Source organism: Frankia casuarinae, from assembly GCF_000013345.1.
Lineage (GTDB): Bacteria > Actinomycetota > Actinomycetes > Frankiales > Frankiaceae > Frankia > Frankia casuarinae.
Window position 1 is genome coordinate 5070098 of sequence record NC_007777.1, and the last position, 18948, is coordinate 5089045.

General features: G+C 70.2%; 16 protein-coding genes and 1 pseudogene. 7 read left to right on the plus strand and 10 right to left on the minus strand.

Annotated elements, in window-relative coordinates:
• Nucleotides 1–182: 182 nt before the first annotated feature.
• The 3 genes and pseudogenes from FRANCCI3_RS21480 (at nt 183) to FRANCCI3_RS21490 (ending at nt 3482) form a co-directional block, all read left to right on the plus strand.
• Nucleotides 183–1298: a PP2C family protein-serine/threonine phosphatase gene (locus FRANCCI3_RS21480; protein ID WP_023840700.1), complete on the plus strand. Its 1116-nt coding sequence runs from the start codon at nt 183–185 to the stop codon at nt 1296–1298.
• A 45-nt stretch (nt 1299–1343) separates the two neighbouring features.
• Nucleotides 1344–1823, plus strand: a pseudogene (locus FRANCCI3_RS21485) (hypothetical protein); the annotation flags it as partial.
• Between the two features lie 75 nt (nt 1824–1898).
• Nucleotides 1899–3482: an FHA domain-containing protein gene (locus FRANCCI3_RS21490; RefSeq protein WP_235608249.1), complete on the plus strand. Its 1584-nt coding sequence runs from the start codon at nt 1899–1901 to the stop codon at nt 3480–3482.
• 52 nt (nt 3483–3534) lie between these two features.
• Here the strand turns inward: FRANCCI3_RS21490 and FRANCCI3_RS21495 are convergent, their stop codons facing one another.
• From FRANCCI3_RS21495 to FRANCCI3_RS21515, 5 genes are all read right to left on the minus strand, one after another.
• Nucleotides 3535–5109 (minus strand): cysteine--tRNA ligase, encoded by a 1575-nt coding sequence (locus FRANCCI3_RS21495; RefSeq protein ID WP_011438606.1) that lies wholly within the window; start codon nt 5107–5109, stop codon nt 3535–3537.
• Between the two features lie 48 nt (nt 5110–5157).
• Nucleotides 5158–5550, minus strand: coding sequence for a PPOX class F420-dependent oxidoreductase (locus FRANCCI3_RS21500; protein ID WP_011438607.1), 393 nt, complete (start codon nt 5548–5550; stop codon nt 5158–5160).
• Nucleotides 5551–5655: 105 nt separating this feature from the next.
• Entirely contained in the window at nt 5656–6138 is a 483-nt protein-coding gene (ispF, locus tag FRANCCI3_RS21505) for a 2-C-methyl-D-erythritol 2,4-cyclodiphosphate synthase (RefSeq protein WP_035729408.1), read from the minus strand.
• 74 nt (nt 6139–6212) lie between these two features.
• Complete coding sequence (gene ispD / locus FRANCCI3_RS21510) at nt 6213–7013, minus strand: 2-C-methyl-D-erythritol 4-phosphate cytidylyltransferase (protein ID WP_011438609.1); 801 nt, start codon at nt 7011–7013, stop codon at nt 6213–6215.
• Between the two features lie 243 nt (nt 7014–7256).
• Nucleotides 7257–7739: a CarD family transcriptional regulator gene (locus tag FRANCCI3_RS21515; RefSeq protein WP_006545253.1), complete on the minus strand. Its 483-nt coding sequence runs from the start codon at nt 7737–7739 to the stop codon at nt 7257–7259.
• 822 nt (nt 7740–8561) lie between these two features.
• Here FRANCCI3_RS21515 and FRANCCI3_RS21520 point away from each other — a divergent pair.
• From FRANCCI3_RS21520 to FRANCCI3_RS21535, 4 genes are all read left to right on the plus strand, one after another.
• Nucleotides 8562–9311, plus strand: a complete 750-nt coding sequence (locus FRANCCI3_RS21520; protein ID WP_011438611.1) for a hypothetical protein — start codon at nt 8562–8564, stop codon at nt 9309–9311.
• A 101-nt stretch (nt 9312–9412) separates the two neighbouring features.
• Nucleotides 9413–10870: a DNA repair protein RadA gene (gene radA / locus FRANCCI3_RS21525; protein ID WP_011438612.1), complete on the plus strand. Its 1458-nt coding sequence runs from the start codon at nt 9413–9415 to the stop codon at nt 10868–10870.
• Between the two features lie 131 nt (nt 10871–11001).
• Nucleotides 11002–12081 carry a DNA integrity scanning diadenylate cyclase DisA gene (disA, locus tag FRANCCI3_RS21530; protein WP_011438613.1) on the plus strand — a complete coding sequence of 360 codons (1080 nt, stop codon included), beginning with the start codon at nt 11002–11004 and terminating at the stop codon, nt 12079–12081.
• Between the two features lie 88 nt (nt 12082–12169).
• The gene (locus tag FRANCCI3_RS21535) at nt 12170–13132 is read left to right on the plus strand and encodes an A/G-specific adenine glycosylase (RefSeq protein WP_011438614.1); all 963 of its coding nucleotides are present in this window, start codon (nt 12170–12172) and stop codon (nt 13130–13132) included.
• 17 nt (nt 13133–13149) lie between these two features.
• On the opposite strand, the gene FRANCCI3_RS21540 is transcribed toward FRANCCI3_RS21535, so the two are convergent.
• The 5 genes from FRANCCI3_RS21540 to pstS form a co-directional block, all read right to left on the minus strand.
• Complete coding sequence (locus FRANCCI3_RS21540; protein ID WP_308726834.1) at nt 13150–13842, minus strand: response regulator transcription factor; 693 nt, start codon at nt 13840–13842, stop codon at nt 13150–13152.
• Between the two features lie 227 nt (nt 13843–14069).
• Nucleotides 14070–14846: a phosphate ABC transporter ATP-binding protein PstB gene (pstB, locus tag FRANCCI3_RS21545; protein ID WP_011438616.1), complete on the minus strand. Its 777-nt coding sequence runs from the start codon at nt 14844–14846 to the stop codon at nt 14070–14072.
• 124 nt (nt 14847–14970) lie between these two features.
• Nucleotides 14971–16035, minus strand: a complete 1065-nt coding sequence (pstA, locus tag FRANCCI3_RS21550; RefSeq protein WP_011438617.1) for a phosphate ABC transporter permease PstA — start codon at nt 16033–16035, stop codon at nt 14971–14973.
• Nucleotides 16032–17075: a phosphate ABC transporter permease subunit PstC gene (gene pstC, locus FRANCCI3_RS21555; RefSeq protein WP_011438618.1), complete on the minus strand. Its 1044-nt coding sequence runs from the start codon at nt 17073–17075 to the stop codon at nt 16032–16034. Before pstC ends, pstA begins: the two co-directional genes overlap by 4 nt.
• A gap of 232 nt (nt 17076–17307) precedes the next feature.
• Entirely contained in the window at nt 17308–18417 is a 1110-nt protein-coding gene (gene pstS / locus FRANCCI3_RS21560; protein ID WP_011438619.1) for a phosphate ABC transporter substrate-binding protein PstS, read from the minus strand.
• Nucleotides 18418–18948 lie beyond the last annotated feature (531 nt).

Sequence of the window (18948 nt, forward strand, 5' to 3'; positions counted from 1 at the left end):
TCGACGAGTGCGACCACTTCGGTCGATCATCGGGCGCGCGCCGTCGGTGTCCCGAGACGGCCACGGCGAGCATCGACGACCCGATCGTCAGGGGCAGGAGGCACCCAGCACATGGCTCTGCGCACACCGCCCGCATGCGTTCTCCCGGCTGTTTCCGGCCGCGTCCGATTTCTCCCGGCGGCATGACGGTGGACCTCAACCCGCATGACGACGCCCCCACGGTCGCCTACCAGATCACCGGGAGCGGGCCGTTCGAACTCGACGACGACCTGGGTCGCTGCCCGGTGTGCGCGGCACCGGTGTATGCCGACGACCGGTACTGCGAGGTCTGTGGTCACGGGCTGGAGGGTCCGCACCCCGGCCACGGCGACGCCGACCACAGCGAGGTCGACCTCGGCCAGCTCGCCGGCGTGTGCGACCGCGGCGTCCGGCACACCACCAACGAGGACGCCATGGGCCTGGCCGTCGTGTACGGCACGCTGATCGCGGTGGTGTGTGACGGCGTATCGACCACTCCGGGCTCCGGGCAGGCCTCGGCCGCCGCGGCGGCCGCGGCCATGGCCGTCCTCGCGGATGCGGTGCGTGCCCACGGCCCGGGGCGCCCCGTCCACCACGGCACCCGCCCGTCGCGCGGCGTCAGCCGGGCCGAGGAGATGCTCGACATCCTCGAACCGTCGTATGCCGACTACAAGAAGCCGCGAACATCGCCCCGCGCGGTTGTCGGCGGGTTCTCCCCGGAGGACGCCGAGGCCGCGCTGCACGCCGCCGTCGACGCGGCCCAGGCGACCATCGCCCAACTCAGCGCGGCCGAGGGGCGGATGGCGCCGTCGTGCACGTTCGCCGCGGCCATCGTCACCCCGCCGACCCCGGACGGGCCGGGCATGGTCACAGTCGGCTGGGTCGGCGACAGCCGGGTCTACCTGCTCGGTCCGCGCTGGTGCGAGCGGCTGACCGCCGACGACACCTGGGCGGCCGAGGCCGCGCGCGCGGGGCTCATCCCGGCCAACGAGGCCGAGACGCACCGGCGGGCGCACACCCTCACCCGCTGGCTGGGCGGCGACGTCGAGGACGTCGCGCCGCACACCGAGATGTTCCCGATCGAGGCGCCGGCCACGGTACTGGTTTGCAGCGACGGGCTGTGGAACTACGCGTCCCGGCCAGACGTGATGGCCGCGCTCGTCAACCAGCTCCCACCCCACTGCGAGGCCATCGACGTCGCCCGCCACCTCGTCGACTTCGCCATCAACTCCGGGGGACACGACAACATCACGGTGGTGGCCGCCCGGGTGGAGGACTGATGAGCGCCTTCGCCGCGGAGGTCTACCAGAACGAGTACCTTCCGGTACCGTACCGGCGCGTGGGGAATCGAGTCGCGCGACTACCATTTGAATGTCCAGGTGCCCGCCCGCGCGCTGGGAACCGAGGCGCTGGCGGCGCGGGTCAGCCTCGTCGTCGACGGCCGGGTGACGTCAAAGGCGCTGGTCCGAGCGGTTTGGACGGACGATGAGACCCAGTGGAGCCGGATCAACGACCCGGTCGCCCACTACACCGACCAGGCGGAACTCGCGGCCGCGGTGCTACGGGGTCTGGAGGCGCGTCGGGCCGACGACGAGGCGACTGCGACACTGTTGCTCGGACGCGGCGCTCAGCTGGCGCTCGCCTCCGGCAACGGAGACACCTACCGCCTCCTACAGAAGGTGGTTCACGTCGACAATGCCACAACAGGTACGGTTCGGTTGAAGAAGAACGTCAAGAAGATCGATGAGATCGATGAGATGGTCCTTGACACACGGTCGACGAGGACCCTCCGGGTGAACCGGTGATCAGGTGAGGGCACGATGCCCTACGGGGCACCTGTCTCACGACCCGACTACTGCGATCGGTGCGGAATTGGGATCATGAGTGGTCAGGAGAGGTACGAATACCGTCCGGAGGACGGCGGGCGAGCTCCCTACGGAGCAGATGCCCCCGGCCGCTCGGCTGACGGGAACCGCCGGCGTGGGCCAGCCGAGCAGACCGGCCCGGATGCGGACGGTCCAGATGGCTACGACCCGTTGGGCATCCGCCGTTCGCCAGCCGACCTGCCCGGGGTGACGGACCCGCCGCGCGGCGGCGACCCGCGCGGCGGCGACGCGTATGGCGGGTATGGCCGCGACGGCTACCCCGACCAGTCCCGGGGGGGCCGCGGTTATCAGGAGGACCCCTACGGCCCGCCCGGTGGCTATGATCGTGCCCCCTACCCACGCGGGCGTGACGAGCGGCCGGCCCCCGACGACCGGATCGACCACGGGCGCGATCCCTACGGCCGGGACTGGGGCACGCCGGAGAACCGTGGCGGTTACCCCGTCGGCCGCGACAGCCGCGAGGAGCGCGTCCCGGGCGGCTACCCCGACCTCGATCCCCGCGATGATCCCCGCGATCCCTACGACCGCGACCCCTACAGCCGCGGCCATGACGACCGGGCCGACCGCGGCGGCTACCCCACCGGCCGCGACAGCCGCGAGGAGCGCGTCCCGGGCGGCTACCCCGACCTCGATCCCCGCGATCCCCGCGATCCCTACGACCGCGACCCCTACAGCCGCGGCCATGACGACCGGGCCGACCGCGGCGGCTACCCCACCGGCCGCGACAGCCGGACGCCGGGTGGATATCCGGATCCGCGGGGCGACCTTGATCGCGAGTCGGACACGCACCGCCGGAGCCGGCGCGACGCCGAGTACGGCTACGGTGCGGACCCGCTGGGCATGGACGCCTCCGCCCCGCCCGCGCCAGCCGGCGACCGGGTCACCCAGAGCCGGGGCGGCAACCCGCGGCACACAACCGACCCGCGGCACACGACCGACCCGCGGCACGCTCGGCCCGGCGCCGACCCGCGGCTGAGTGATCCGCGACTGAGTGATCCGCGGCTGAGTGATCCGCGGCTGGGCGATCCGCGACTGGGCGATCCGCGACTGGGCGATCCGCGACTGGGCGATCCGGAACTCGGCGGCACCCGCGGCGGCCACGTCGACCCCCGTGACGCGGTCCTCGACGACCCGCGGGCCGGCGCCGGGCGTGGTGCCGGATGGGACCGGGACCGCGCGTCGGCGGGCAGCACCGTCTGGGAGGCCATCGTCGAGGCGGAGCGCGAGTACTACGACAGCGGCGACGACCACCGGGTCCCGTTCCCGACCTTCTACCCTCGTCGGGTCTTCGCCCTGGCCGGCTCTCAGATGCTCGTGGGACGGCGCAGCGAGTCCCGTGGCATCCATCCCGACATCGACCTGTCCGGAGCGCCGGAGGACCCAGGGATCTCCCGCAGCCACGCCCTGTTCGAACTGCTGCCCGACGGCGGTTACGCGGTCCGCGACCCGGGCTCCACCAACGGCACCCGACTGAACGACGAACCGGACCCCATCGAGCCCGGCCAGCCCGTTCCGCTTCGTGACGGGGACCGGGTCTACCTGGGCGCCTGGACGCGCATCACATTGCGCGCCCGCTGATCTACCAGGTCGCCTGCCGCTGTCCGGGGCGGCAGGCGACCCGCCGATCGGATCAGGCCAGATGCCAGCGCTGGCCCTCTGGAGTGTCCTCCACGATCAGGCCGGCGGCTGCCAGTCTCGACCGGATGGCGTCGGCTTCCGCGTAGTCCCGTCGGGCCCGGGCCGCGGACCTCAGATCCAGCACGACCTGCATCGCGCCGTCCAGCGCCGGCCTGAACTCGGCACCTGCGGTGGGCCACTGCTCATGCGGGTCGAGACCGAAGATGTTCAGCATCCGGCGGGTCACGTCCACCCACCCGGCCAGCTCCCGGCTGTGGGCCTTCGACAGCACCTGGTTTCCCTGACTCACCGCGCCGAACAGGGCCGCCAGCGCACGCCCGACGGCGAGATCATCGTCCATGGCGATGGTGAAATCGGACCAGGCCCGCCGCGGAGTGAGCCTCGACTCACCACCCGGCCCGGGAACCGGCACCGGCCGGGCTCCGGCCACCGTCGGCTGCGCCCCTGCCACCGACGAGACGACCTCGTCGGCCGCCAGTGCCGCCGCCTCCCCGGGCCCGCCGAGGATGTCCAACGCGTTGCGGACAAAGGTCTCCACCCGGTCGTGGGCCGCGGTGGATTCCGCCAGTGCCTCGGCGCTGTACTCGAGCGTGGACCGGTAGTGCGCGGAAAGCAGGTGATAACGCAGAACCTGCGGACGGACCGCGTCGAGGGCGTCGGCCACCAGGACGGAATTTCCCAACGACTTCGACATCTTCGTCCCGCCGGTCGTCAGCAGGCCGACGTGCATCCAGTAGCGCGCCATCTCGCCGCTACTGGGCTCGCCACCACCGGGCTCGCCACCACCGGGGCCGGGCGAATCGGCCGAAGCCGCGTTCGACGCCGGGCGGGCCGTGGCGGCGCAGACCGTCTGGGCCCGTTCGTTCTCGTGGTGCGGGAAAACCAGGTCGAGTCCGCCGCCGTGGATGTCGAAGACCGGGCCGAGGTATTTTCCGGCCATCGCAGAGCATTCCAGATGCCAGCCCGGCCGGCCGTCACCCCAGGGGGACGACCAGAACGGTTCACCGGGCCTGGCTGCCTTCCACAACGCGAAGTCGCGGGGGTCGGCCTTGCCGGGCTCGGCTTCCACGGACGGTTGCATCGCGTCGGGTCGCTGGTGGGACAGTGCTCCGTAGTCGGCGAACGCACCCACCCGGAACCAGACCGAACCGCCGCTGGCGTACGCGTAGCCCCCCTCCACGAGGGCCGACACCAGCGCGATCATCTCGGGGATGTGACCGGTGGCGCGCGGCTGGATCGTCGGGGGCAGGATCCCGAGAGTGCGGTAGGCGTCGTCGAACGCGCGGGTCTGCCGGGTGGCGAGCTCCCAGACCGAGGTGCCGTCCCGATCCGCGTTGATGATGATTTTGTCGTCGATGTCGGTGACGTTCTGCACGAAGGTCACCGAACGGCCGGACTGCACCAGCCACCGGCGCAGCAGGTCGAAGGGCAGCGCCGTGCGGATGTGGCCCACGTGCGGGGCCGCCTGCACGGTGGGCCCACACACGTAGACGCCCACGTGACCGGGGCGTAGCGGCTCGAATGGCCGCACACGCCGCCTGCGCGTGTCGTAGAGGTGGAGACCCATCTGTCAAGGGTACGGCCCCCGCTCGATCGACGGGACCCAAGGGGAGGGTCAGCCGACCGTCAGTACCCGGTCCGCCACGACCCGGACGACCACCCTGACCTCATCCGGATCATCCCACCGGTACACGTCTCCGGTGTACTTCACCGACAGCCGGTCGATCAGTTCCCGGCCGCCCTCCTCGGTCAGGGTCGCGGTCCCGCGGACCTCGACGTAACCGTAGGGATCGCCCTGGTCGAGGAACATCAGTCCGACCCGCGGATCCCTTGCGATGTCGCGTTCCTTCGCACGTCCCCGCACCGTGGACAGCAGCAGTTCGTCCTCGTCGCGGTCCACCCACAGCACGGTCATCCGCGGCGAGCCGTCGGGCTGGATCGTCGCCAGAACGACGTAGGTCCGGGCGTCGGCAAGGGCCCTCACCGGCTCGGGAAGGCGGTCAGCCATCAGACTCCTCGGGGAGGGGCCAGGGTCGGCCCACCCTCTCATCTCCGCGCCGGCACGCAGTCAGTCGATGACAAAACGGCATATCACCGCCTGACGGGCCCGCCGTCAGGCGCGGATGACGAGCGCGGTCGCGATGGCGGCCAAGCCTTCGCCCCGCCCGGTGAGGCCGAGTCCGTCGGTGGTGGTGGCCGACAGGCTCACCGATGCGCCCAAGGCCACGGACATCGCCTTCTGCGCATCCTCGCGACGCCCGGCCATCCTGGGCCGGTTCCCGATGACCTGGACCGAGACGTTGCCGATCGCCCAACCGGCGGCACCGAGAAGCCGAGCCGTCTCAGCCAGCAGGACCGCGCCCGACGCACCCGCGTACTCCGGTCGGTCCGTGCCGAACACCCGACCCAGATCACCGAGGCACGAGGCGGTGAGAAGTGCGTCACAGGCCGCGTGTGCGGCGACGTCCCCGTCGGAGTGTCCGGCGAGCCCGGTCTCCCCCGGCCATTCCAGGCAGGCCACCCAGCACGGCCGGCCGGCGGCGAACGGATGCACATCGACCCCGACGCCGACCCGGGGCAGGATCACCGTGTTCACCAAGCTGGACGCGGGGGCCTGCCGGCTGATGGGCGCGGCGTCCACGACGGGCTCGTCCCACCGCGGGCCGCCGGTCATCCGCCACTCCGGGCGTCCGTGGACCGGGCACCCGCGAACTGAGGCTCCTCGGACCGGGCCTCCGCGGACCGGGCCTCCGCGGACCGGGCGTCGTCCGCGGGGTCGCAGCGGGCGAGTAGCGCCTCGGCGAGCACGAGATCCGCCGGTCGAGTCACCTTGAATGCCTCCTGCGCGCCGGGAATGGTCGTCACCGGCACTCCCAGAGCCTCCACCAGGCCCGCATCGTCGGTCACAGCGATGTCCTCGAGCGCATACGCGGCGCTCAGCACGTCGCGGCGGAATCCCTGCGGGGTCTGCACGGCTCGCAAACCGTCCCGCGGCGGGGTACGCACCACCCGCCCGTCGGCGTCCACCTCCTTGACCGTGTCGGCCAGCGGCACGACGGGAATCACCGCGGGATGTCCGTCGAGCACCGCAGCCGCCACCGCGTCGACCAGCTCGGGGGGCGTCAGCGGCCGGGCGGCGTCGTGGACCAGTACCACGGAGACGTCGTCGTCCACGGCTCGCAGGGCGCGGCGGACCGAATCCACCCGCTCGGCGCCTCCGGCGATCACATACACGTCCCCGCCAAGCAACTGGGCCACGGCATCGACCAGCGTCGGTGGCGCCGCGACGACAATCTGCGTCACCAGCCTGGAGCGACGCAACGATTCCACCGTGCGCACCAGCATGGGCCTGCCCCCGAGGGCTCGCAGCGCCTTGGGAGTACCTCCCCCCAGCCGCTCACCCCGGCCGGCAGCCGGCACGATCGCCGCCACCCGGGGGCTCGCCACCGGCAACCGGTGACCTTCGCCCACCACAGGACCTCCCGTGTGCCATCCGCCACGAGGGCCTGGCCGATCCAGCCGGCTCGGCGCGAGCCGCCGGTGGGCGCAACACCGCCCACCACCGTCTCGACGCCCACTCAGCCGGAACCTGAGTCGGCAACGCGCTCGGGACGGCGGTCTCCCGGAAAGAGAATGCCTTTCCGGATTATCATGCCGTGCCGAATAGATCGCCTGTCGGCCGGACGAATTACGCCTGCGCCAACGAGCCTACGATCATCCGGCGAGAACCTCGTCGAGCATGGCCTCCGCCTTGTCCTCGTTGGTGCCCTCGGCGAGCGCAAGCTCGCTGACGAGGATTTGCCGGGCCTTGCTCAACATTCGCTTCTCGCCCGCGGAAAGACCGCGTTCGCGATCGCGTCGCCACAGGTCACGGACGACTTCAGCCACCTTGTTCACATCGCCGGAGGCGAGCTTCTCAAGATTTGCCTTGTACCGTCGTGACCAGTTGGTGGGCTCCTCGGTGTGCGGGGCGCGGAGCACCTCGAACACCCGTTCCAGCCCGTCCTGCCCGACGACGTCACGCACCCCGACCATGCCGACGTTGTCGGCCGGAACTCGGACAGTCAGATCGCCCTGAGCGACCTTCAGCACGAGATAGAGTTTTTCCTCGCCCTTGATGACGCGAGTTTCAATCGCGTCAATCAGAGCAGCACCATGATGCGGGTAAACAACGGTCTCGCCGACTTGGAACGCCATGTGTCACGTGCCCCTTCCGCCTCTACCAGCGTAACACGCACGCATCGCCGCAGGTCAGACGCACGCTGCAGGTACTCAAGACCAGCAACGCCAGGGTGAGGGACCCGGCGCCGCCTTCCGGCCACCCGCTCCGGAGGACGGACACCCAGGGACTACAGATCCGCCCAGCCACCCGTCAGATCGCCGCGCACCGACATCGAAGATGTCCTACCAGGTAAAATGGGTGACGATCCGGCGGATGTTGGCTGTACGTTGAGCGCGGGCCGCATGGCGAACCCCCGGCGCGGGCCGGCACGGGGTCCCGCCCGGGCCCCGGCCCACCCGATCCACCCGACCGGTCCCGCCGCGGCACACCGGACACATCGCGACACATCGCTATGTAACGGTCATCTCGTCATGAAAATGGGCTATCGCCACGGAACGGACGGCGCTCGCCGGGTCGCCCGACAGGTCGTGACTCCCCCCACGCCGTGATGCTGCCCACGTCCGGGGTCGCTCGGACCGATCGCCCAGGCCAGCCGGCCCGGATAGGGCGCCGAAATCCGGCCCGAGCGTGCTCCTGGGCCGGATCCGCGGCTCTCGTACCGCCCACAGCCGCCGCACGTGATGCCGGGGGATGGCTAGTGTTAGCCCCGCACGGGTGAGTCGGGAGACGGACCGTCTTAGACCGAATCATCCGGGCACCGGGGGTGACCCCTCCGCACCGGTTACGACGGCCGGCGGTGGAGGCGGCGCCACCGGTGGTCGCTCCCCGGGGCGACCGTCAACCAGCACCGGTGCGCACCCGAGGCACCGGTCTCGCGCAGGAGGAGCCACCGAGCTGTGAGCCGCCGTCTGGGTGCCCGTTTCACGTCAGCCACACCCGCCGTCGGCGGGGCGTCCGCCGCCCCGGAGTCGGGCCACGACGCCGGCCGACAGTCCACCTTCAGGCGGCGCATCGCCTCCCACCGGATCGGTGTCGCGCTCCTGGCCTCGGTGGTCGGGTCCGCTGGCCTGGCAAGCTGCGCTTCCGGCAACGACGCGGTGACAAACCTCGCCCGGACCACGACCAACAGCGTCTCGAGCGCCGTCGGCAGCATCACGCTACGCAATGTCTATGTGGCAGGCCCGCTGTCCCGGGGAGACTCCGCACAGATCGTCTCGGCGTTCTTCAACGCGGGCACCGAGCCTGACACCATCATCGGTGTGTCCTCCCCCCTGGCGGCGGGCGGCAGGGTCCCGAGCCCCGCCGAGCTGCCACCCGGTTCCGGAAAGATCTTCATTGCCGACGGCTCCGCGCCGACCCTGCAGAACGTCCAGCAGAACCTGTTGATCGGGTCCCAGGTGCCCGTCACCATCACCTTCGCCAAGGCCGGCAGCATCACCCTGGACGTCCCGGTAGAGCAGCCCGCGCCCGGCGCCTCGGCGGCTCCGGGCGCGGTCACCGGGACGCCGCGGGCAGGGCAGTCCGCCTCGCCGTCGGCCGGCGCCACGCCGGCCTCGACGGTCGGCACGACCTCGTCGACTGCCGCTTCCCGGGTCACGTCGGCCCCCGCCGCGAGCCCTGCGGCCGGCGCCACCACCGCGGGCTGACCCGCCGCTGGGCTGACCCGCCCAGCGGGATCCGGCCGGGGTATCCCCATTCGCGGGTACCCGACGCCCGGGAACCCATTCCGCGCGCCGCTGTCGCCGACATGTCGGACCAGCGGACTAACGTTGCGTCCATGGCATCCACTCGCCCGTCGGCCGGCGGTCGCCCGTCGAGTCGTGCGGCCTCAGGCGGGTTCCGGTGTAACAGCTGCGGCTCGGAGTCCGTGCGGTGGGCGGGACGATGCTCGCGCTGCCAGGAGTGGGGCACGCTGGAGGCCCAGGCCCCCGCCCCACGCCGGGGGGCCGGCCTGGTCGCGGGGGGTCGTTCCGCCTCGTCCGCCGCAGTGACGGCACCGGCTCTGCCGGTCATGTCCGTTGACGTGACCGCGACGCGGCGTCGTCCGACCGGGATCGACGAACTCGACCGCGTGCTGGGCGGCGGCCTCGTTCCCGGCGCCGTGATCCTGCTCGCCGGGGAACCGGGGGTCGGCAAGTCCACCCTATTACTGGAGGTCGCGGCCCGCAGCGCCGCCGCCGGTGCCCGCGCCCTGGTCGTCACCGGGGAGGAATCCGCGGCGCAGGTCAGGCTGCGGGCGGGTCGGACGGGTGCGCTGCACGAGGACCTGTGGATCGCCGCCGAGACGGACCTCGGCGCCGTCCTGCGTCACGTCGAGGAGGTCTCACCGGCCCTGCTGGTGGTCGATTCGGTGCAGACCATCTCCGCGGCCGGGGTGGACGGAGCCGCGGGCGGGGTCACCCAGGTCCGTGAGGTCACCGCGGCCCTGATCCGGACGGCCAAGGCGCTGGGACTCGTGACGGTGCTTGTCGGCCATGTCACGAAGGATGGCCTGGTCGCCGGACCACGCCTCCTGGAACATCTGGTCGACGTGGTGCTGCACTTCGAGGGCGAGCGGCACTCCGCACTGCGCCTGGTCCGCGCGGGCAAGAATCGGTACGGACCAGCCGACGAGGTCGGCTGTTTCGAGATGGACGATTCCGGTATCCATGGCATCGCCGACCCGAGCGGGCTGTTCCTGTCCCGGTCCAGCGGCGCGGGGCTGGAGGCGGTGCCGGGAACCTGTGTCACCGTAACGGTTGAGGGCCGACGGCCACTCGTCGCCGAGGTTCAGGCCCTGGTGGCGGAAACCTCGGCGCAGATCCCCCGGCGCGCCGTGTCCGGGCTCGATCCGGCCCGGGTGGCGATGATTCTCGCCGTGGTCGAGCGCCGGGCGAAGGTGCGCTTCGGCCGGGCCGACGTGTACGCCGCGACCGTCGGCGGGGTTCGGTTGGCCGAGCCCGCGGCGGACCTCGCGACGGCCTTGGCGATCGTCAGCGCGGCCAGGGACCGTCCGTTGCCGGCCGATCTCGTCGCCATCGGCGAGGTCGGCCTGGCCGGGGAGGTCCGCGCGGTGGGCTCGGTACGCCAACGGCTCGCCGCCGCGGCCCGGCTCGGCTTTCGCCGGGCGCTCGTTCCGGCGGACCCCGGCCCGGCTCCGGACGGCATGAAAGTCACCGAGGTACCCGACCTGATCGGCGCGATCAGCAAAATGCATGAAACATAGAAAGTGTGTATTTTTCTAACCATATCGGTACTTCACGATGAGGTGGACCCCACCGGCTCCCGTCGCCCCGATAGCATCACGACAGTGGTAATGGGAGACGGTGGGGGAAGCCAAGGAGCTGAGGGAGCCTGATGGCAGGACCACCCGGAGACGACATCTTCCGGGCGACACTGGCCGCGGTCGCGCCCGGAACCCCCTTTCGCGACGGCCTGGAACGCATCCTGCGCGGGCACACCGGCGCACTGATCGTCCTCGGCCACGACAAGGTCGTCGAGGGTCTGTGCACCGGCGGCTTCGAGCTCGACGTGGAGTTCTCGGCGACCCGGCTACGCGAGCTGGCCAAGATGGACGGCGCGATCGTGCTGTCGTCCGACCTGCAGCGCATCGTCCGCGCGGCGGTGCATCTGGTGCCGGATCCGACGGTGCCGACAGAGGAGTCCGGCACGCGGCACCGAACCGCCGAGCGGGTCGCCAAGCAGGCCGAGTTCCCCGTCATCTCGGTCAGCCAGTCGATGCACATCATCGCGCTGTACGTCGCCGGGCGGCGGTACGTGCTGGACGGCTCGGCCGCCATCCTGTCCCGGGCGAACCAGGCCCTGGCTACCCTCGAGCGTTACAAGCTGCGGCTAGACGAGGTCGCGGGCACCCTGTCCGCGCTGGAGATCGAGGACCTCGTCACGGTCCGCGACGCGATCTCGGTGAGCCAGCGGCTGGAGATGGTGCGCCGCATAGCCGACGAGATCGAAGGCTACGTCGTCGAACTCGGCACCGACGGCCGGCTGCTGTCCCTGCAGCTCGAGGAGCTGATGGCCGGGGTCGAGACCGAGCGTGAACTCACCGTCCGCGACTATCTGCCGATCGGGTCGAAGGCGGGGACGCCCGCGCAGGTCCTGGGTGAGCTGTCCGCGATGTCTCCGACCGACCTGCTCGATCTCACCGTCCTCGCCCGGGTGATCGGATTCTCCGGCGGGGCGGACATCCTGGACCGGCAGATCAGTCCACGCGGCTACCGCATGCTGGCGAAGGTGCCCCGGCTGCCACGGATGGTGGTCGACCGGCTCGTCGACCATTTCGGCACCCTGCAGAAACTGCTCGCCGCCGGGGTCGACGATCTGCAGGCCGTTGACGGCGTCGGGGAGACCCGCGCCCGAGCGGTCCGCGAGGGCCTCTCCCGGCTCGCCGAGTCAAGCATTCTCGAACGCTACGTATAGTAACGCTACACACGGTAATGCTACGTGTGGTAGCCGAAGGCGACGGGAGGCCGCCTGCCGCCTCCGGCCGGCCTGGTCGCCTGGCACGATGGCGGGAATGACCAGCACAGCCAGCACAGCCAGCACAGCCGGCCCAGCCAGCCCAGCCGGCCCAGCCAGCCCAGCCGGAATCAGCAGCGCGTCCGGACCACTGGCCGATCTCGTCCTGGGCTGGTTCGCCGTCTGTGGCCGAGACCTACCGTGGCGCCGTCCCCTGACGAGCCCCTGGGCAATCATGGTCAGCGAGGTGATGCTGCAGCAGACCCCGGTCAGCCGGGTGCTGCCGGTCTGGGAGGCGTGGCTGGACCGGTGGCCGACGCCCGCCGCGCTCGCCGCCGAGCCGGCCGGGGAGGCCGTCCGGGCGTGGGGCCGGTTGGGCTACCCCCGGCGCGCCCTGCGGCTGCACCAGGCGGCGACCGTCGTCGTCGAACGGCACGACGGCGAGATCCCCCAACACCTCGACGATCTCCTCGCGCTGCCCGGCATCGGGACGTACACCGCGCGGGCGGTTGCCGCCTTCGCCTTCCGCCAGCGTCATCCGGTCGTTGACGTCAACGTGCGCCGGCTGTTCGCCCGGGCCGTCGAGGGAAGAGCCGACCCGCCGGCCACGGTCAGCCGCCGCGACCTGGTCGAGATCGCGGAGCTGCTGCCGCCGGACACCGAGACGGCCGCCCGGGCCAGCGCCGCGTTCATGGAGCTCGGCGCGCTGGTCTGCGTTGCCCGGGCGCCTCGCTGCGCCGCCTGCCCCCTGCTGGGACGGTGTGCGTGGGTGTCCGCGGGCAGCCCGCCGAGCGCGGGACCCGCACGCCGGCCCCAGGGGTACGCCGGCACCGACCGCCAGGTCCGCGGCCGGCTGCTCGCCGTCCTGCGTGACGCCAGTCCGGCGGTGGGTCAGGAGATCCTTGACCAGGTCTGGGACGATCCGGTGCAGCGGACCCGCGCCCTCGCCGGGCTGATCGACGACGGTCTCGTGGTACGGGTGGCGCCGGGCGTCTACGCGCTGCCCAGCTGACGTCCCTGCGGAAGGGCTCAACCCGGATCGGGAACGGCGCGGAAGCGGTAGCCGACCCCGCGGATGCTCTCGATGACCGTCGGCTGGCCGGCCGTCTCGCCCAGCCGCCGCCGCAGCCGCCGCACGTGCACGGCGAGCGTGTTCGTCTCCGTCTGCGCCGAACCCCAGACCTCCCGCAGCAGCGTCTCGCGCGGGACGACCCGGCCCGCCTGTTCCAGGAGCAGCGCGAGCAGCCGGAACTCCCGCGGCGGGACCGGGACCACGGCCCCGTCGAGGCGGACCTCGTGTGCCGCGCGGTCCAGCTGCACCCGTCCGCCGCGCAGCACCTCCGGCTCGCGCATCCGAGGCGGATACGTTCCGGCCCGTCCGATTCCGATGAACCCCACCATCGCGAGGACCTCGGGAACCCGGTACGGCTTGCCGACGCAGGCGCTGGCCCCCGCGTCGAGTCCGGCGGCGGCTCGCGGCCGGTCATCGGGGCCGACCGCGAGGAGAATCGGCACGTCGTCGTGACCGGGCACGCTACGCACCGTCCGCACGACGGTCACCCCGTCCACCACGGGCAGCCGGGCACTGATCAGCAGCGCGGCCGGATGTCGCAGACCGATCTCCAACAGGGCCAGCGCCCCGTCGGCCACCACGCTGACCTCGACACCGTTCTCGACGAAGGCGTCGAGCATGCCGTCGTCGACGTCCTCGTCCGCGATCAACAGCGCCGGGCAGCTCCCCGGCCCGGTGCCCGTCGTCCGTCTCCGCGGCCCACCGGACGGGCCGCGGTACCGACGTCCGTCGGCTGACGGGTCTACCGCCGCGACCGCCGGGCCTACCGAAACCGCCGGGTCCTCGTCTGCCGAGCCACGGTCTTGCCCCCCCGGTTGACCGGCCCCACGCGGTACCGGGAGCATCCGCGCGTCCTGTCCGCCAATCCCGCCGGCCGTCAGCCGAACCGTCCGGAGATGTAGTCCTCGGTCCGCTTTTCCTTGGGGTTGCTGAAGATCTGCGAGGTCTTGTCGTACTCGACGAGGCGGCCGGGGTCGCCGGTCTTCTCCAACGAGAAGAAGGCGGTCGAGTCGCTGACCCGCGACGCCTGCTGCATGTTGTGGGTGACGATGACGATGGTGAAGCTCGACTTCAACTTCGCGATCAGATCCTCGATCGCAAGAGTGGAGATCGGGTCGAGCGCGGAGCACGGCTCGTCCATCAGCAGGACCTGCGGCTCCACCGCGATCGCCCGGGCAATGCAGAGCCGCTGCTGCTGCCCGCCGGACAGGCCCGCGCCCGGCCGGCCCAGCCGGTCCTTGACCTCCTCCCAGAGGTTCGCGCCCCGCAGTGACTCCTCGACCCGCTCGTCGAGGAGCGCCTTCTTGCGGACCCCGTTCAGCTTGAGCCCGGCGATGACGTTCTCGTAGATGGACATGGTCGGGAACGGGTTCGGTCGCTGGAAGACCATCCCGACGGTGCGGCGGACGGCCACCGGGTCCATCCCGGGCCCGTACAGATCCTCACCGTCGAGGAGTACCTGCCCCTCGACCCGGGCCCCCGGAAGCACCTCGTGCATCCGGTTGAGCGTGCGCAGCACCGTCGACTTTCCGCATCCGGACGGCCCGATGAATGCGGTGACGTTCTTCGGCTCGATGGTCAGGTTCACGTCGGCTACGGCTTTGAACTTCCCATAGTACGCCGTCAGCCCGGAAACGTCGATGCGGGTGGCCATGGCTACCTCGACTCACGATCTTCCTGGATGCTGTTTCAGATGATCGGATCAGATGGGATGGGATAGGACGTGAGAATGGAATAGGGCGTGATCTGTGCCATGCCGCCGTCCCGAGCCAGGGTCATCACAGCCGCGAGCGTCCGGCGATCAGACGAGCGATGAAGTTGAGCAGCATGATGATGACGATGAGTACCAGGGCGGCGGCCCAGGCCCGGTCCACCGCCGCCTGCTGCGGCTGGCCGGCCTGCGAGTAGATGTACAGCGGCAGTGCGGACTGCTCCCCGGAGAACGGGTTGGCGTTGATGAGGTTCGTGCCGAAGACGGTCAGCAGCAGCGGCGCGATCTCGCCGGCAACGCGGGCGACCGCGAGCATGACGCCGGTCACGATCCCGGGCAACGCGGTGGGGACGACCACCTTGAGGATGGTCCGCCAACGCGCCACCCCGAGGGCGTAGCTGGCCTCCCGCAGCTCGTCCGGAACGAGCTTCAGCATTTCCTCGGCGGAGCGCACCACGATCGGAATCATGAGCACCGTGAGGGCCAGGGCACCCGCGAATCCGGAGAAGCCCTGGTGAAGGGCGAGGATCCAGAACGCCAGGATGAACAGACCCGCGATGATCGAGGGAAGACCGGTGAGCACGTCGACAAAGAAACTGATCACCCGGCTGACCCGGCCGCGGCCATATTCCACCAGGTAGATGGCCACCAGCAGACCGAACGGCACGGCCAGCAGGCTCGCCAACGCGACCTGCTCCACTGTGCCGATGATCGCGTGGTAGATGCCACCGCCGACGTCACGGGCACCGATGCCGTTCATCGAGTGAGTGAAGAATCCGGGGCGCAGCCGCCTCGCACCCTTCTCGATCACATTCACGAGCACCGCGAGCAGGGGGATGACCGCTAGCAGGAAGGCGGCGTAGACCAGGTTCGTCGCGAACCGGTCCCGGGCCCGGCGGGCGCCCTCGACCAGCGTCGAGGGCACGGTCATCGCGAGGATGAAGAAGACGGCGACCAGCAGGAGGAACTGGATCCTGCTGGAGATCGAGGTCACCAGATAGATCAGGACCGTCAGGACGACGGCACCGGCAGCGGCGGCGAGCGGTACCCAGCGGGGCAGGACCCGGCCCCGCAGCTGCAGCCGGTCCTCACCGCCCGCGACGGCGCTGCCGGGAACGGTCGCGGTTTTCATGCGGCACTCCCCAAGAACTCACGCCGCCGCGCGATGATGGCGCGAGCGATGATGTTGACCAGCATGGTGACGATGAAGAGCACGAGACCGGACGCGATAAGCGCACCGCGGCCGATGTCGTTGGCCTCGCCCCATCCGTTCGCCACGTTCGCGGCGATGGTGTTACCGGCCGGCGCGAGGATCTGCCAGGAGATGTTGAACGACGCCGGCAGGACCAGGGCAACCGCGATGGTCTCGCCCATCGCCCGCCCGAGGCCCAGCATCGAGGCGCTGATGACGCCCGGCTTGCCGTAGGGCAGGACGGCGGTTCTGATCATCTCCCAGCGGGTCGCGCCCAGCGCCATCGCCGCCTCCCGATGCGCACTGGGCACCTGCAGGAACACCTCGCGGGACAGCGCGGCGACGATCGGCAGAATCATGATCGCGAGGACGACACTGGCAACGAAGATCGACCGACCGACCCCGCGATCGGTCTCGAACAGCGGAATCCACCCGAAGTAGTCGGTCAGCCAGCTCTGGATGCCCTTCATGTGCGGCGCGAGCACGAGCAGTCCCCACAGGCCGTAGACGACGCTCGGCACGGCCGCCAGCAGATCGACGATGTAGCCGAGGGCGGAGGCCATCCGGCGCGGCGCGTACACCGTGATGAACAGAGCGATACCCACCGCGACCGGAACAGCGATAATCATTGCGATGGCAGCGGTGATCATCGTGCCGAACAGCAGTGCGGCGATGCCGAAAACCGGCGGCGTGGCGTTGGGGAACCACTCCTCCGTGGTGAAGAAGTTCCCGGTATTGGCGCCGAGGGCATCGGTGGCGCGCAATACCAGGAAGGCCGCGATCGCGGCGATCAGTACCAGCAGCCCGACCCCGGCCGTGCGGGTGGCATTCTTGAAGATCAGGTCAGCGACGCCGACCTTGGCCTTGCCTGTCGAGGTGTCCGCCAGCCCGCCGGCCGGCCGATCACCTCCCGATGGGGCCGTCGCCGAAGCGGCACCCCGAGACTCGGCGTCCGCCGAGCTGTCCGGCTCCGTCGTCATGGGTCCTCTTCCCCTGGTGCTCCGAACTCGACTTCCCGCTCGTGAAATGCCCTGGCCGTCACCGTCTTGGCTGGTCTGGTGCTGCTGGTCTGGTGCTGCTGGTCTGGTCTGAATGCGCTGGCCGTTCCCGGCTGCTCTCACCGTCGTCGTCAACGAACGACGGGCCCGCGATGGGGCTGTTCACCCCACCGCGGGCACCGGCTAGTCCGATCGGAGCTGCGTCAGATCGACGTCAGGACAGCTTGTCAACCACCGCGCGGACCCGAGTCGCTACCGAGTCCGGCAGCGGCGCGTAACCAAGGTCGGCGATCGAGGACTGGCCCGCGTCCGACGCGGTGTAAGTCAGGAAGGACTTGACCAGCTTGGCCTGGTCGGCCGGGAGACCCGTGGTGCAGGCGATCTCGTAGGTGACCAAGTAGATCGGGTAGGCCCCCTTGGTCGCCGCGGTGTAGTCGAAGGTGAGCTTCAGATCGTCACCGCTGGCAACCTTCGCGGTGCTCAGGCCGAGGGAGGCACCATCCGTGCTCGCCTTGACGTACTCTCCGGCACCGTTCTTGACCGCGACCGTGGACAGCCCGGCGTTCTCCGCGTAGGAGAGCTCCGTATAACCGATCGAGTTCTCGGTGGACTTCACGGTCGCAGTCACCCCGTCGCTGCCCTTGGCACCCTGGCCGCCCGGGGCCTTCCAGTCCGAGCCGGAGTCGAAGGTCCAAGCGGCGCCGGCCGCGCCCTTCAGGAACTTGGTGAAGTTGTCGGTGGTGCCGGAACCGTCGGACCGGTGCACCGAGGCAATCGGCGCGTCAGGCAGAGTAACCCCGCTGTTCTCCGCGGTGATCGCCGGGTCGTTCCACTTGGTGATGGCGCCGGAGAAGATCTTCGCTATCGTCGGGGCAGACAGCTGGAGCTTGTCGACACCCGAGAGGTGGTATATAAGCGCCACCGGGCCGACCACCATCGGCAGGTCGACAGCCGTACCGGGGGTACAGCGCTTGTCCGCGTCGGTCTTCTGCTGGTCCTTCAGCGCCGAGTCGGAACCGGCGAAGGAAACCTGCTTGGCGACGAACTGCTGCCGACCGGTCGAGGACCCCGTCGACTGATAGTTGATCTTTGCTCCGTCGCAGGCGTTCTGGTACGCCTTGACCCATTCGTCCATCGCGTTCTTCTGCGCGGAGGAACCCGATCCGGTAATGGAGCCCTTCTCGCAGGCGATCGCGCTCGCCCCGTTCGACGGCTTCGCCGCGGTGCCGCCGGAGTCACTGTTGTCGTCGGTGCCACACGCCGCCACAGTGAGCAGTGCCACCATTGCAGCCCCGATGGCGGCCTGACGCTTGCCTCGGTTCACGAGCAGCCCTTCGTTCTCGCGCGCTACGGCGCCGAATCGTCCGCCCCCTGGACTGGGGCGCCGACGAGAATCGAAGCCACCTCGAATGAACGCAAGGTGAACGTCCGCGAACGCGGACCCATCACCAACCGGAACACATCCATATCACCGGCTTCGCGGTTGGTTAGCCAGCCAATGGCCAATCCGATCATGACTGTGCGCATCAAATGATCGGCAGATAGTCACTCTCGCCCATCGTCCCGAACATCACGCCACGCCCGGAACACCGTGGACAAGTGACCCTCGGTCACGGACGGGAGCGTTACGAGAACGGATGGAAGCGGACAAGAACGGACGGGAGCCTAATGAGAACGGACAGGAACAGGCGAGAGTCCGACAGGAAGAACGCCGAGCCGCCCGGAACTTGATCATTCACGGTCATCGAGCGGCATCGTCGCTGTCAACCTTCCGACGCAGCAAGCATCGAAAGTTCACCGACGCGCGTCATGTCCGGCCCGGGGGGCCGCGCCCTGCGACGCAGTGGGACGGAGC

Coding starts and splice junctions, on each gene's coding strand:
- pstC (WP_011438618.1), bottom strand. CDS start 17,075: ATGACGACGGAGCCGGACAGCTCGGCGGACGCCGAGTCTCGGGGTGCC.
- FRANCCI3_RS21500 (WP_011438607.1), bottom strand. CDS start 5,550: ATGGCTGACCGCCTTCCCGAGCCGGTGAGGGCCCTTGCCGACGCCCGG.
- FRANCCI3_RS21495 (WP_011438606.1), bottom strand. CDS start 5,109: ATGGGTCTCCACCTCTACGACACGCGCAGGCGGCGTGTGCGGCCATTC.
- radA (WP_011438612.1), top strand. CDS start 9,413: ATGTCGGACCAGCGGACTAACGTTGCGTCCATGGCATCCACTCGCCCG.
- FRANCCI3_RS21515 (WP_006545253.1), bottom strand. CDS start 7,739: ATGGCGTTCCAAGTCGGCGAGACCGTTGTTTACCCGCATCATGGTGCT.
- FRANCCI3_RS21490 (WP_235608249.1), top strand. CDS start 1,899: ATGAGTGGTCAGGAGAGGTACGAATACCGTCCGGAGGACGGCGGGCGA.
- FRANCCI3_RS21480 (WP_023840700.1), top strand. CDS start 183: ATGACGGTGGACCTCAACCCGCATGACGACGCCCCCACGGTCGCCTAC.
- pstB (WP_011438616.1), bottom strand. CDS start 14,846: ATGGCCACCCGCATCGACGTTTCCGGGCTGACGGCGTACTATGGGAAG.
- pstA (WP_011438617.1), bottom strand. CDS start 16,035: ATGAAAACCGCGACCGTTCCCGGCAGCGCCGTCGCGGGCGGTGAGGAC.
- FRANCCI3_RS21535 (WP_011438614.1), top strand. CDS start 12,170: ATGGCGGGAATGACCAGCACAGCCAGCACAGCCAGCACAGCCGGCCCA.
- disA (WP_011438613.1), top strand. CDS start 11,002: ATGGCAGGACCACCCGGAGACGACATCTTCCGGGCGACACTGGCCGCG.